This window comes from Pseudoalteromonas sp. TB25 (genome assembly GCF_000497995.1).
GTDB classification, from domain to species: domain Bacteria; phylum Pseudomonadota; class Gammaproteobacteria; order Enterobacterales; family Alteromonadaceae; genus Pseudoalteromonas; species Pseudoalteromonas distincta.
Genome location: NZ_AUTI01000379.1, coordinates 1 through 13,894, shown reverse-complemented (window position 1 = coordinate 13,894; position 13,894 = coordinate 1). Strand labels below are relative to the sequence as shown.

Sequence of the window (13,894 nt, the reverse complement as noted above, 5' to 3'; positions counted from 1 at the left end):
TAGCCACAGATACCGCTGTTAACGCTTCCATTTCAACCCCCGTTTTACCTGCAAGTTTGCAGTAGCTGGTTATTTTAATTTGGCTGTTTGCTTCATCAAGTTCAAAATCAACAGCGACTTTACTAAGTGCAAGCGGATGACAAAGCGGAATTAAATCAGCGCATTTTTTAGCGCCTTGAATACCTGCAATGCGTGCCACGCCTAACACATCACCCTTTTTGTTTTGATTAAGCATTACTTGTTCAAAGGCAAGCTTGCTCATGCTAATAAATGCTTCAGCTGAGGCATCGCGCAAGGTTACGTCTTTGAGCGATACATCAACCATATTCGCTTGGCCGTTTTCGTCAACGTGACTCAACATACTATTGCTCACGCGATTCACACTTTTTACCAATAGTAATGTGCGGTGCAAAGTTACATGGTTTATGCATTGAGTTAAGTTGATCTTTTATAATGCCTGTCCAGGCAGTTTTACATGCGCCTGTAGAGCCTGGCATACAAAAAATAACGGTGTTGTTAGCAAGTCCTGCAAGTGCACGAGATTGAATAGTTGAGTTACCAATTTCACCGTACGATATATGTCTAAATAGCTCACCAAAGCCGTCTACGCTTTTATCAAACAGCGGCGCAAATGCCTCAGGTGTTGAATCACGTTCAGTAAATCCTGTACCACCAGTCACTAAAATAGCGTGAATGGTGTCATCGGCTATCCACTGTGATGCAATAGCGCGCATTTGGTAAACATCATCTTTAACTATGTCTTTATCAGCTAAGTGATGACCAGCTTCAGTTAGCGCTTTAATTAAGTAATGACCAGAAGTATCGGTAATCGCATCGCGTGTATCGCTTACCGTCATTACGGCAATGTTTAATGCTATTTGTGACTCAGTTGTGTGACTCATAATGTTCTTCTTAATTGATTAATGCTTTGGTCAAAATGCTCATTTACAGCTTTAAATTGCGCCGGTGTATTGGTGTTTATTAATGCGTGCGCTTTATTACATAAAAGCGTTTGCACACCAATGCTTTGGGTAAACTGTTTTATTGATTTATGACTGTTAGCGTTTGTGAGTATGTGTTTTAAATGATTTTTTACACTGCTTGTATTACGAATATACAGCGGTAGTGGTTCATTTTCAAAGTGCCAAGCATGTATTTGTGACTGATTTAATTGATTGCTCACACTTTGTACGTTATTTGACTGAGAAGCCAGCACTATTGCGCTTAACAAACTACTCGTAAGTAGAGGCATATCTACCGCAGTAATAAGTAAGTCGTGCTCAGTGGCTATTAATGTGGAATAAATTCCGCCAAGGGGTCCACTATTTGGGTATATATCTTTAACGTACTTTTCTGAGGGATAATCGCTCTGTGAATAATGGTTCAATGACTTGACTGGATTTGTAACGTTGCGACTTATAAGTATGTTTTTAGCGCCTGCGTCTTTTAATAAATCACACGCATTGTGCAATAGCGTTTTATTTTTTAAAACTAAATCGGCTTTGTCTGTGCCCATTCTTGATGACTTACCACCAGCAAGCACAACGCCTGTAAAATCTCGCTTAACTTTCATATTAGATTTTATATTAGCTTCCATATTAGCCGCCTAACATGGCTAAGTGAGTTGTCGCACCTGTTAAGCGTTTATCCAGCTCATGGCTTATTTCTTTATTGCCCATAGCGGCTCGAATTGCCTTTACGGTCGCTGCAGTATCGTCCTCGTTGAGTAGTTCGCGTAAATCTATACCTTGCTCGGCAAACAAGCATAAGTGTAATTTACCCAGTGCCGATACCCTTAAGCGATTACAGCTTTTACAAAAATCTTTGCTGTAAGGCATTATTAAACCAATACGACCATCGTAATCAGGATGACAAAATTCCTCAGCGGGTCCGTTTAATTTTCCCCTAACTACTTGTAACCAGCCTTTAGCTAAAAGCTGGGCTTTAACCGTTTGCCCACTTAAGTGGTTTTCTTCAAAAAAGGTGGCGCCGTCACCGGTTTCCATTAATTCTATAAAGCGTACTGTAACTTTGTGGTGTTTTACCCACGCTAAAAAATCCTTCAATTGGTTTTTATTAAACTGCTTGGCAAGCACTGCATTTATTTTTATATCTTTTATGCCCAGCTCTACCGCACGTTCAATTCCTTTTAAAATAAGGTTAAGTTTGTCGTGCCCTGTTATGAGTTTAAACATACTCGAATTTAAACTATCAATACTGACATTAAGCGCATCAAGCCCAGCTTCTGCAAATTCATCAATTTTCTTTAATAAATTAAACCCGTTGGTAGTAATGGCTACTTTTTCTATGCCGCGCGTGTTTTTACAGAGTTTTATAATATCGGTGACGTCGTTTCGCAAGCACGGTTCGCCACCTGTAATACGCACTTTTTTAGTACCTAGCTCTGCAAACGCATTTACTAGCGTGCTAATTTCGTTTTTATTTAAAAAATTACGCGGCGTATCGCACTGATACCCGTTTGGTAAACAATAACTACAACTAAAATTACATACATCGGTTATTGAGAGGCGCAAATAGTTAAACTGCCGACCAAATTGATCATTAAGCATATGCTTCCTTGTTTGTTTACATTACAACCGCAACATCAATGCTGCTAGAACCTGCTTTGTAATGTTGTTTTATTAATTGGCTTAATTGTGTTTTACACGAACCACAGTTCGTTCCACATTTAAGTTCAGACCCCAATTGCTCGACTGTGTTTGCACCGTTTTTAATGGCGTTTATAATTGGCTGCTCTCTTACTTTAAAGCAGCTACACACTTGCACGCCTTGGGTAAATTCTTCATCGGGGGTTGCATAAAGCAAAGACTGTAACTGTGTAAAAGTCAGTAATGGCTCTGCAGACAAATGGTTTATCCACTCAAGTGATATTTCTTTTTGTTCATTAGAAATAACACCAACAAACGCTAATTGATCGTTTTGAATACACTGCACATGCATGGCTTTTGCCGTATTCATAGCCGACCACTGCCCTTGTAAACCAGTTAAGGTTTGGCAGTAATACAGTAAATCACTTTGTGGCTCATTAAGCGCCAATTGGTAATTAAAGCAATTACTAGCATTAACTTTGAGCCAAAAATCACTGTTTATAACAAGTTCGTTTTTAGTAAACAGCTGCATATATTGCACAAAGGGTGCTTTAACTATATTAACAGCACCGTGTTTGCACTCAGCCTGACCAGATAGAGGGTCAACTACCGATTGATACAACCCACTTACTGTTGCTGATGACGCAAATTGCTTATTCCAATGAATAGGCATAAAGCATTCACCTTTGCGCACGGCATCGGTTACTTTTGCATGCGCGGTAACCTGCCCAGTTAGGGCAATTGCACTTATTAAATCGTTTTGTTTAATTGCTAATTTACTGGCATCAAGCGGATTAATTTCAATGTACGGGCGTGTAATATGCGATGAAAGCGCAGTGCTTTTACCTGTGCGGCTCATGGTATGCCATTGGTCGCGTATACGTCCTGAGTTCATTATAAACGGATAATCACTTGATGTTTGTTGCACAGGTAATTGCGGCGTTATGGGTATAAAACGCGCTTTTTTATCAGCGGTGCTAAATTGGTTATCTGTAAAAACCTGACCGTTTTTATAAGGCTGATTTTTAACAACAGGCCACATTATGGGTTTTAAGTTATCGTACTGGCTTTTTGTGAGCCCAACTAAACCAGAAAGATTTAGTAATCGGCTGCNCTGCCGTTATTTTCAAAGTCGGTTAATTGTGCCCATTCTTCAAAAATGCCACTTGGGTCTATAAAATCAAATCCTTCAAAGCCCATTTTTTTAGCAACGTCGCACATAATTTGCCAATCATTTTTAGCACCCGAATAAGGCGCTACTAACGGGCGTTGCCTTGATATTCTGCGTTCTGAGTTAGTTACTGTGCCGTTTTTTTCGCCCCATCCGGTTGATGGAAAAGCAACATCGGCAAATTTTAATGTATCACTTTTTGCAATACAGTCAGATACAACCACCAGCTCGCAGGTCTCTAATGCCTTTTTAATTGCAGCGTTATTTGGCAAGCTCACCATTGGGTTTGTTGCCATTATCCACACTGCTTTTATTTTGCCTGCGGCTATTTCATCAAACATATCAATGGCATTGCTGCCTGCTTTTTTAGCGATAGTTGGCGAGAGCCAAAAACGTTGTACAAGTGATTGATGCGCTTCGTTTTCAATATCTAAATGCGCCGCTAACTGATTAGCCAAACCACCTACTTCGCGCCCGCCCATCGCATTAGGTTGCCCAGTAATCGAAAACGGACCACTGCCTGGCTTAAGTAATTTACCTGAGGCTAAATGTGCATTAATAATGGCGTTGCATTTATCTACACCCGAGCTTGATTGATTTATACCCATTGAATAAAAGCTAATCGCACTTGGGCTTTTAGCAAATAGCGCATAAAACTCAGTAACTTGCTCAATTGCTATATCGCAAAAGTCGCTAACTGCCTCACAGCTCCACTTTTGTGCCTCTTGCAATGCGCTTTCAAAGCCGTTTGTGTGCTGAGCAATAAATTGCGTATCGAGGTGGCTATGCTCATTTAAATAATTAAGCAAACCGTTATAAAGTGCGGCGTCACTGCCTGGTTTTATATTTAGAAATGTGTCGGCAAGCTCAGCGGTGTCAGTTTTACGCGGATCAATAACCACCACTTTCATATTTGGGTTAAGCTGTTTTGCACGCTCCATTCGCTGATACAAAACCGGATGAGTCCACGCTGCATTTGAGCCAATTAAAATAAGCAGCTCAGTTTGCTCTAAATCCTCGTAGGTACACGGCACTACGTCTTCACCAAAAGCGCGTTTGTAACCTGCCACAGCAGATGACATACACAGGCGCGAATTTGTATCGATATTGCCTGAACCTATGTAGCCTTTCATTAATTTATTCGCGATGTAGTAATCTTCAGTAAGTAACTGCCCTGACACATAAAATGCCACCGCATCGGGTCCGTGCTTTTGTATTACGTCGTTAAATTTATTGGCAACGTGGTCGGTTGCTTCATCCCACGTGGCTGCTTTATTATTAATGAGGGGCGACGTTAAGCGGTTATCACTGCCTGTGGTGTCTAGCAAATGCGTGCCTTTTACACATAAACGACCAAAGTTTGCGGGGTGCTCTCGCATGCCTTCAAGCTTGGTTGGCACATTATTAAAAAGTGAAATATCAACACCGCACCCTACACCACAGTAAGCACATGTTGTTTGTTTTAAACTCGTTTTATTTATAGTTGGTGATGTGTTTGCGGTTGTCATACTGCTCTCTTTTAGTGTGCTTTAATTTATGCAGGCTGTTTTACAGGCTCATTAAGGGTAACTACGTTAATAGTGTTACTTGCCTTAGCGAGCGCGCTGTTTATTACATTTTGAACGAGCTTTTCACACCCTCCACAGCCTGTACTGGCTTTGGTGCTTTGCTGCACACTTGCCAAATCTATGCAGCCTTTAGCGACTGTTTGTTCAATGGTGTGTTTAGTTACTTTATGACAAGCGCAAATAATGGCGTCATCAGGCAAGTCATCGGCGCTTAGCTCTGCTATGTCGCCGGCAAGGGGCATAATGAGCGCTTCGGGAGCGGTGGTAAGTTGAATGTCGTTTAAATGATATTGCAGCAAATTGTCGTAATCGCTGGTATCGCCAACAAGTACCGCGCCAATCAGCTTATTACTTTGTGAGTTAGTGACTATTTTTTTATAAATACCATTGGCTTGGTCTTCAAAGTAATAGCTTATTGCGCCTTCGCTGCGTGCATGTGCATCGCCAATAGAGCCTACTTCAACACCCATTAATTTAAGCTTGGTGCTCATATCGGCACCATTAAATTCATCGGCTTTATTGTCTAAGCCAGTACTTTGCAAAGTACCTTGCTGCGTATCTTGTAAAATATGCCCAACTGCTATTTTAGCCATGGCGTAACCGGGTGCCACTAAGCCAAAAATAAAATTATTCCACAGTGCACATTCACCAATAGCGTATATGTTTTTATCACTCGTTTGGCAGTGGTTATTAATTACAATACCGCCGCGCTCGCCTAACTCTAAATTAAACTCGCGGGCTAAATTATCATAAGGGCGAATACCCGCCGAAAATACAATCATGTCTGTTTCAAGGGTTTTGCCACCTTTAAAACACATTTTATAACGGCAACTTTCGCCTTCTACTATTTCCTCAGTTGCTACCGCTGTATGTACAGTAACGCCCAAATCCGTAATTTTGTTTTTTAGTAACCGACCGCCACCAGCATCAACTTGTACACCCATAAGTTGCGGTGCAAATTCTATTACGTGAGTCTGTAAACCCAATTGCTTTAATGCGTTTGCAGCTTCAAGCCCCAGTAAACCGCCACCAATTACCACGCCTACTTTGCTGCCGTGGGCTGAATTTTTTATTGCGTGTAAATCGTTAATGGTGCGATAAACAAGGCAATGCTCGCGATCTTTACCCGGTATAGGCGGTACAAATGGGAATGAACCTGTAGCAAGCACAAGTTTGTCGTATTCAAACAATTCCCCTTTAGCGGTCGTTACAGTTTGCGTATCACGATTTATATCAACCACTTTAGAATGAGTATGAAAGCGTACTTGCCAATCGTCATAGGTTTTATTACATGTAAGTGCGAGGTCGTCTGCGGTTTTGCCTTTAAAAAAAGAGGATAGTTGTACGCGGTCATACGCTAAACGGTCTTCACCGCTAAGTACCGTAATTTCAAATTGCTCATCAGCTTGATTTTGAGAAACTAGCTGTTGCACAAAATGGTGCCCGACCATTCCGTTTCCTACCACTACAACACGCTGCTTGCTTAACATTCACCCACCTTAAAGTGATACCTATTTTAGTAATTGACTAAAATTGAAATCGAATAATTTGTTATAGGTTTGTTGTAGCAATATGTAAGCCAAATATATAAGCATTTAAAATCAGCAAGTTGCCTACATTGGTGCAGAGGTGAAAAGCATAAAGTCCCACAAGATGGTGCAATTGCACCATCGTGTGTCGCTATAAATTACAAGTGAATATTAGAAGATAGAGAGGGTTAAAATTTAGCGCTCATCCATACCCACAATTTTTGAGTATCGACTTTATTAGCAGCAGTATCGCCCGCTGAGTAATCAGCATACTTAACACCTACTGCGTATTGTTTATTAATAGGTTTAACGTATTGTACGTTTAGTTCACTGCCTAAATCGTCAACCCCATTTGATTGCTCATTAGCATCAAAACTGTGATAAGCCACCAGCCATTTTCCGTCAAACGCTTTACCGTTTAAGCTTATGTAAGTGTCGTTCAAACCTTGTGTGGGTGTATTTAAAAACGTATCTGTCCAACCATTAAATTTATGTAACGTGGCAAGCGGTGTTGCAAACCCGTAATCGCCATTATCAGAGCCAAGTGACTCTATGCCAACTTTTAATGTTACTGTTTTTATGCCCAACCCATTTAAATCGACAGCGCCTTCAAGTGCATAGTAATCGGCATCAAAATCACTCACGCTTGTTGAAGCAGACTGCGTTGCATACTCCGCTTTGTAATAAAATTTTATGTCGTTTAGGGTTTTATTACCGTTAAAAGAAACGCCATAAGTATCTAAACTGTCGTCTTGTAGTGCATCGTCACTTAATAAGTAACTGTATAAAACCACTTTACCGTAGTCTGTTTTAAAGCTTGCATTAATTAAATGATCGGACGATTTAATGTCTTTATCGTCAGCAAATATGCGGTTACGCTTATTTAAATAACTGTACTGTAAATTTATGTTATTAAATGCGTAATTAATGGTCGCGGCATCAAAGGTTTGTCTGTCTTGGCGCCAACCTACGTGCCCAACAAAACGCTGCCCATCAAGAGCTATTATTTGGCGCCCTACTTTTAGCGATAGACCATCGCGTACATATTTAACAAAGCCTTGGTCTATCTCGGTGTTTTCTGGGTCTGCAATAACAGAATAATTAGTGTTTTTCCCCACTGTATTGTTGTAATCATCTACGCCCAATAGGCTGCGAGTGTCTTCTACTTCAATAAGTGCTGAAAAACCATTCACCTCGTCTGTTTGATGCGTTAAGCGGGTTCTAAGTGTTAAGCCGCTTGCATCTTTTAGAGCATTTTCTTGATCAACGCTTTCAAAGCGCAGTCTAAAATCAAGATCAGTTTGCGCAGCTTGGCTTATTAAAGGCGCAGTGAAGCAACCCAGTATAAAAATAATAGGTAAGTTGTTCTTGTAATTAAGCATTTTGGTTCTCTAAGTTTTAATTATTAATACACATACCAAAGCAATAAATAAACACAGCGAAATACATTTCCACACCATAACTGGATCGCGTTTCATTATTGAACTTTTATTAGCGGTACTTTCTAAATAAGGATTAGGTTTGTTGATATCGTTTATAAACTCAGAAAAAGCTTGGTATCTGAGCTCAGGTTTAGGGGCAAGCGCCTTCATAAGGGCTTGATCTAACCAAAACGGAATATCGGCTCTGTATTTACGAATACTTGTGTAATGCCAATGGCTGTAATCTTTTGGCGCTACGTGGTTAAGTGGCAGTGGTTTATAAGGCAATTTTGAGCACAATAACTCATATGCAATCACGCCAAGTGAAAACAAATCACTTTTAAAATCGGCGTGCATAGTAATAAGTGTTTCGGGTGCGGTGTAGTCGGCAGTGCCTTGCGGGCAATCATCCGCAATTTGTTTAACCGACTCGTCCATGGCCGCAACACTTACTGTGCCGTAATCTATTAGCGTTACTTTACCGTGCGCATCTATCATTACATTATCGAGTTTTAAATCACGATGTACCATATCGAGTCGCTGAAACGCCCTTAGTGCATGTACTATTTGTTCAATAATACTGCGTACTTGAGTTATTTCTGGGTGCGGCACGTCGTGCTTCCAATCACTGAGTGTTTGCCCGTCCATGTACTCACAAATATGATACAAAAAACGACTCTGCGATTGCGTACTTAGCACTTTCATCACGTTTAAATGGTTTATGCGTTGCCCTACCCAGCCTTCTCTTATAAAGCCTTGAAGGTAGTGCACATCGTCTTCAAAATTAACCGAAGGTGCTTTTAAAACCACTGGCGGTATATCGGGCGCTTGTTGCACTAAATAAATGTGCGAGCGACTACTAGCATGTAATTTACGAATAACCGTGTAATCATCAATTTTTTGCCCAACATTAAGCGCAGGTGGAATTTTTCGTCGTGTTAGCGAATGGTAAAGTTCATCTAACTTTTGCTCGGCAATATTTTCTACTTTTACCAGTAAACAACTTACGTTGTCGTCACTGCCTCGTGCTAATGCAAGTTCGGTAATTGCTTTAGCTGCATTTTCTAAATTAGTGTACTCGTTAATTAATTTAGCTATATCACTACTTGGGAGCACATCGTGTACGCCATCGCAGGTTAATATATAAATATCGTCTGCTTTTAGGTCAACCTCGTATACATCTATTTCTTGATGAAGTTGCGCGCCAAGAGCACGCGTTAGCGTATCGTTTACTTTGTGATCCCGTGTTATTGCCTCTATTTTATTTCCTCGCAAGCGAGTAATACGCGTATCACCTAAGTGGAATATATAACCCGTTGCCGACTTTAAAATAAGTGCTGTAAAAGTCGTCATCCAATCGGCTTGACGCTGACCTAAGTGATTGTAATTAACCGATTGCGAATAAAGCCACTGATTTAAACTTGCTAACACCTTCGACACTGACTTTTTAACCGCCCAACTTTCGGGGGTATTTAAATACTCATTTATAAAATGAGTAACCGAAAGTTGAGACGCTTGTTTAGCATTTTTTGCTGATGAACACCCATCGGCTAAGCAGGCAATAACGCCTTTAGACTCTTTTTCTTGCGCTTTGGTATTGAGAGCTGCAAACGCATCTTGGTTTTCTGCTTTTAACCCTTTAGCACTGTGCCCGCCAAATGAAACGTTGAGTTCATTTTTTAGCGATTTAGCGTGGAGTGTTTCATCAAACATAGTCAATAATGCCTTAAGTCACTGAAATAAGTTCAACGGTGCCGTCTTCATTTACTTCGGTAATATGGCCATCTGGTTCTCTCATAAAAAACAGTGCAGCTAGACCAAGTAATGCACTACCCGCAATAATGAAAAAGAAAGTTTGATAATCAACAAGTGACAATGCCGTTAAGTACACTACTGCACCTACATTACCGTAAGCACCTGTCATTCCAGCTATTTGCCCAGTTAAACGACGCTTAATTAGCGGTACTGCGGCAAATACAGCGCCTTCACCAGCTTGCACAAAGAACGAACACGCCATAGCCGCAACAACTGCAAGCCATAAAGGCCAAGATGCATCAACCAAGCCCATTACAAAATAACCAACAGCAAGACCCGTTGTAAGTACAATAAGGGTAATACGGCGACCTAATTTATCTGAAATCCAACCGCCACCTGGGCGAGATGCTAAGTTCATAAATGCATAAGCTGAGGCTAAAATACCCGCGTACACCATATCAAGCGCAAACACATCCATAAAAAATAGCGGTAACATAGATACAACTGCAAGCTCAGAACCAAAAGTTGTAAAATATAAAATATTTAAAACAGCCACTTGCTTAAATTCATAACGATGAGACTCAGGTACAGGCTCTTTAAAAATATGACCATTTACGTCAAAGGTTTTATACACTTCGTAAATATAAAGCAGAACTAAAAAAGCATACACGGCAAGTACAAAGTTAGCCGAAATTAGGTTAGCACCGGTTGGTGAAAGCTTCCAAGTAAGTAATGCTAGTGCACCATACATAGGGATTTTCATAATAAGAAGTAATACAAAGTCGCCTTTACTGGTTACTTCCATTGCGCCTACTTTTTTAGGCTTAAAGTATGTACCGCCTTTTGGTGTATCGGTTACATTTAAGTACCAAATAATACCAAATATAACGCTTAATACACCCGTTAAACCTACTGCGTAACGCCAACCATCTTCGCCACCAAACATAAGTGCAATAATTGGCAATAACATAGCCGCTGCTGCTGAACCAAAGTTACCCCAGCCGCCATAAATACCTTCTGCTATGCCCAGCTCGTTAGCAGGAAACCATTCACTCACCATACGAATGCCCACAACAAAGCCAGCACCAATAAAGCCTAGCGCAAAACGCGCTATAGCGGCTTGTTCAAATGTGGTTGCCATAGCAAACATAAAACACGGAATACTACAGGTAATAAGTAGCGCGGCATAAACAATCCGGGGACCAAATTTATCGGTCAGCATACCCACCACAACACGGGCAGGAATAGTTAACGCTACATTTAAAATTAGTAATGTTTTAACTTGTGCCATGGTAATACCAAGCGAGCCCGCAATTGCACCTAATAAAGGAGCATGGTTAAACCATACAAAAAATGACACAAAAAAGACCATCCAACTCAGATGTAATACTTTCATTTTTCCTTTAAAGGATATTAAGTTAAATCCAGAACTCGGTTGCATGTTTATTTCCTCGTAAACGTATTATTGTTTTATAAATGCCCCACTCTTTTATATGAGTAGTAGCTCAAACTTTGTTAAATTTTAGTTAACCAAACACAGCAATTACTGAGCCACAAATTAAAAACCATATATTTCAGCTAGTTATATGTATTTATTATTTTAATGCGTTATAGTTGCACTATATGAGTGAGGGGGTAAGGGCTGTTACAGTGCAAATAAAAAGCGTTACTACTTGCTCTAGGATTTAACAAATTGGTATTGTTCAAAAAAAGTATGAGATATTTAAAAATGCAAAAAGCACCGTTAACGTACCAACAGCAACTACGCTATTCTCGGCATATTATGCTGCCGCAGCTTGATATAGACGGACAAGAGAAACTATGGCAATCGCATGCTTTAATTATTGGTGTGGGTGGGCTTGGTTGCGCGGTAGGTCAATACTTAGCGGCATCTGGCGTTGGCACGCTTACCTTAGTTGATAACGATGAAATAGACGTGACCAACCTGCAAAGGCAAATACTGTATAAAGAAAGCGACATTGGTAGCTCAAAATGCAGTGTTGCTAAAAAACAGCTTAACGCGCTTAATAGTGAAATAAACATAAATACTATTGAGGCATTTTTTGATGCAAATACCTCTACAGAGCAGCTATTTAATAACATTGATATAGTAATTGATTGCTCAGATAACCTAGCAACGCGTAATGCACTTAATAGCGCCTGTTTTAAAGCTAAAGTTCCGCTAGTGTCAGGCTCTGCAATACGAATGGAAGGACAAGTCGCGTGTTTTACTATGGATGAAAACAGTCATTGTTATGGTTGTTTATCGCAATTTTTTAGTGAACAAACACAAAGCTGCTCTGAATCCGGTGTGCTCTCTCCTATTGTGGGGCTAATAGGCAGTATTCAGGCAACTGAAGCGCTAAAAATGCTTGCTGGTTTGCCAAGTGGCTTAGACAAACACTTATTGCTGGTGGATGGTTTAAGCATGGAGTTTAATCGTTTTAAAATAGCTAAAAACAGTCAATGTGCGGTGTGCAGCATTTAGTTATTCTAGATTACTGATTGTTGTATAAAGCACATCGCCAACTTTAAAGTTGTTTTTGTCCCACACTCGCCTTGAAGCCAAGCCAAACAAAGTTTGCCCGTCAACATTAAGCGTTAACTGCCACTTATTATTAATAAGCTCAGCCTGAGTTAATACCGACCTTAAAACATTACTGTGCGTTGTTTGCTCAGGCTTTAACACACTAAGCGACATTTGCTCACTTTCTATAATTAGCTTATTACTGCTATCGACAAGTGCAGGAAGCACAAAAAGCGGTTGCTCACTTTGCTGTAATTGCAGTTGATATAGCCCGTAGTCTTTATCAAATTTAACCACATCGTAATTAATTAAGCTCAGCGGTGTTTGCCTGTCGTTTGCGTAAATAGCCTTTGCAACGTGCGCACTTGCACCTTGGTTTATCACCTTACCTTTATCAAGCTGAATAAGGGTATCGCAGCAAAATAGCAGCTCTTTTAATGAGTGACTTACTATTATAAATTTAATATTAAACTTAACGGCTAACTCATTGAGTTTAGTGAGCGTTTTAAAACGCAATGACCAATCAAGCGCACTAAAAGGCTCATCAAGCATTATAAATTTTTGACCGGCAAGCAAAGTGCGCGCAAATACTACACGCTGGCGCTCGCCACCCGATAAGCTTTGTACATCACGATTTAGTAAATCTTGTAATTCAAGTGTTTTAACAACGTATTGAAGCGTTAAGCTGGTTTGCTTATTTTCGCAGTGTTTTTGTGTAAACGCTAAATTACCTGCCACATCTAAATGAGGAAACAACGGGCACGATTGCAACTGAAGCGTTATACCGCGTTTATCACTTGGCAACTCATGCACTGGCTGATTATTAATATGAACACTTTTTGCAGGCTCTAAACCACTAATACAACGCAGTAATGTTGACTTACCGGAGCCTGAAGGACCGTAAACACCCAATACATTAAACGACTCAAGCTCAAGGTTTATATCTAAATCAAAATTATTGAGTGCTTTAAAAAGGCTTAACTTAATCATGTTATTGCTTAACCCCTACAATGCTTTTATTAAACTTAAATAACAGCACTAAACAGGCAAACGAAATAGCCAGTAAAATAAGTGAAAGCTGATGCGCCGCCGTATAATTTAACGATTCAACATGGTCATAAAGCGCAATAGACACCACCTGTGTTTGCCCCTGAATATTACCGCCAATCATTAATACCAAACCAAATTCACCCAATGTATGCGCAAAGCCTAAAGCAAATGCGCTACCAATACTGGGTTTTAAAAGCGGAATAATTAAATGCACAAAGCGTTTAAATGGGCTTAATCCAAGCGCAATGGCAGCTTCGTTATAGG

At 40.2% G+C, this 13,894-nt stretch carries 11 protein-coding genes and 1 pseudogene; 1 reads left to right on the top strand and 11 read right to left on the bottom strand.

Translation table 11 applies throughout. The features are described 5' to 3' along the window. From moaC to L652_RS0116460, 9 genes and pseudogenes are all read right to left on the bottom strand, one after another. Positions 1-361: cyclic pyranopterin monophosphate synthase MoaC (moaC, locus tag L652_RS0116500; protein ID WP_024595222.1), on the bottom strand; the 361-nt coding region annotated here is incomplete at its 3' end. A gap of 1 nt (position 362) precedes the next feature. Then, the gene (gene moaB, locus L652_RS0116495) at positions 363-902 is read right to left on the bottom strand and encodes a molybdenum cofactor biosynthesis protein B (protein ID WP_024595223.1); all 540 of its coding nucleotides are present in this window, start codon (positions 900-902) and stop codon (positions 363-365) included. Continuing rightward, a complete protein-coding gene (locus L652_RS0116490; RefSeq protein WP_139015406.1) occupies positions 899-1,597 on the bottom strand; it encodes a molybdenum cofactor guanylyltransferase in 699 nt (232 codons plus the stop codon). The genes moaB and L652_RS0116490 overlap by 4 nt, the downstream gene beginning before the upstream one ends. 1 nt (position 1,598) lies before the next feature. Next, entirely contained in the window at positions 1,599-2,570 is a 972-nt protein-coding gene (gene moaA / locus L652_RS0116485) for a GTP 3',8-cyclase MoaA (protein ID WP_024595225.1), read from the bottom strand. A 16-nt stretch (positions 2,571-2,586) separates the two neighbouring features. Next, positions 2,587-5,288: pseudogene (locus tag L652_RS01000000124000) on the bottom strand (nitrate reductase). A 26-nt stretch (positions 5,289-5,314) separates the two neighbouring features. After that, positions 5,315-6,838 carry an FAD-dependent oxidoreductase gene (locus L652_RS0116475; RefSeq protein WP_024595626.1) on the bottom strand — a complete coding sequence of 508 codons (1,524 nt, stop codon included), beginning with the start codon at positions 6,836-6,838 and terminating at the stop codon, positions 5,315-5,317. 227 nt (positions 6,839-7,065) lie between these two features. Continuing rightward, complete coding sequence (locus L652_RS0116470) at positions 7,066-8,259, bottom strand: alginate export family protein (RefSeq protein WP_024595625.1); 1,194 nt, start codon at positions 8,257-8,259, stop codon at positions 7,066-7,068. A gap of 9 nt (positions 8,260-8,268) precedes the next feature. Then, positions 8,269-10,011: a bifunctional protein-serine/threonine kinase/phosphatase gene (locus tag L652_RS0116465; protein WP_024595624.1), complete on the bottom strand. Its 1,743-nt coding sequence runs from the start codon at positions 10,009-10,011 to the stop codon at positions 8,269-8,271. Between the two features lie 13 nt (positions 10,012-10,024). Then, complete coding sequence (locus L652_RS0116460; RefSeq protein ID WP_024595623.1) at positions 10,025-11,494, bottom strand: NarK family nitrate/nitrite MFS transporter; 1,470 nt, start codon at positions 11,492-11,494, stop codon at positions 10,025-10,027. A gap of 288 nt (positions 11,495-11,782) precedes the next feature. On the opposite strand from L652_RS0116460, the gene moeB reads away from it, so the two are divergent. Continuing rightward, positions 11,783-12,541, top strand: coding sequence for a molybdopterin-synthase adenylyltransferase MoeB (moeB, locus tag L652_RS0116455; protein ID WP_024595622.1), 759 nt, complete (start codon positions 11,783-11,785; stop codon positions 12,539-12,541). Here the strand turns inward: moeB and L652_RS0116450 are convergent, their stop codons facing one another. Continuing rightward, entirely contained in the window at positions 12,542-13,570 is a 1,029-nt protein-coding gene (locus tag L652_RS0116450; RefSeq protein ID WP_024595621.1) for an ATP-binding cassette domain-containing protein, read from the bottom strand. A 1-nt stretch (position 13,571) separates the two neighbouring features. Next, on the bottom strand, positions 13,572-13,894 hold a 323-nt coding region (locus L652_RS0116445; RefSeq protein ID WP_024603561.1), incomplete at its 5' end, for an ABC transporter permease subunit.

What these genes read in the sequence shown, in the direction of transcription:
- moaB (WP_024595223.1), bottom strand. Translation starts at nt 902, where the DNA reads ATGAGTCACACAACTGAGTCACAAATAGCATTAAACATTGCCGTAATG.
- L652_RS0116490 (WP_139015406.1), bottom strand. Translation starts at nt 1,597, where the DNA reads ATGGAAGCTAATATAAAATCTAATATGAAAGTTAAGCGAGATTTTACA.
- moaA (WP_024595225.1), bottom strand. Translation starts at nt 2,570, where the DNA reads ATGCTTAATGATCAATTTGGTCGGCAGTTTAACTATTTGCGCCTCTCA.
- L652_RS0116475 (WP_024595626.1), bottom strand. Translation starts at nt 6,838, where the DNA reads ATGTTAAGCAAGCAGCGTGTTGTAGTGGTAGGAAACGGAATGGTCGGG.
- L652_RS0116470 (WP_024595625.1), bottom strand. Translation starts at nt 8,259, where the DNA reads ATGCTTAATTACAAGAACAACTTACCTATTATTTTTATACTGGGTTGC.
- L652_RS0116465 (WP_024595624.1), bottom strand. Translation starts at nt 10,011, where the DNA reads ATGTTTGATGAAACACTCCACGCTAAATCGCTAAAAAATGAACTCAAC.
- L652_RS0116460 (WP_024595623.1), bottom strand. Translation starts at nt 11,494, where the DNA reads ATGCAACCGAGTTCTGGATTTAACTTAATATCCTTTAAAGGAAAAATG.
- moeB (WP_024595622.1), top strand. Translation starts at nt 11,783, where the DNA reads ATGCAAAAAGCACCGTTAACGTACCAACAGCAACTACGCTATTCTCGG.
- L652_RS0116450 (WP_024595621.1), bottom strand. Translation starts at nt 13,570, where the DNA reads ATGATTAAGTTAAGCCTTTTTAAAGCACTCAATAATTTTGATTTAGAT.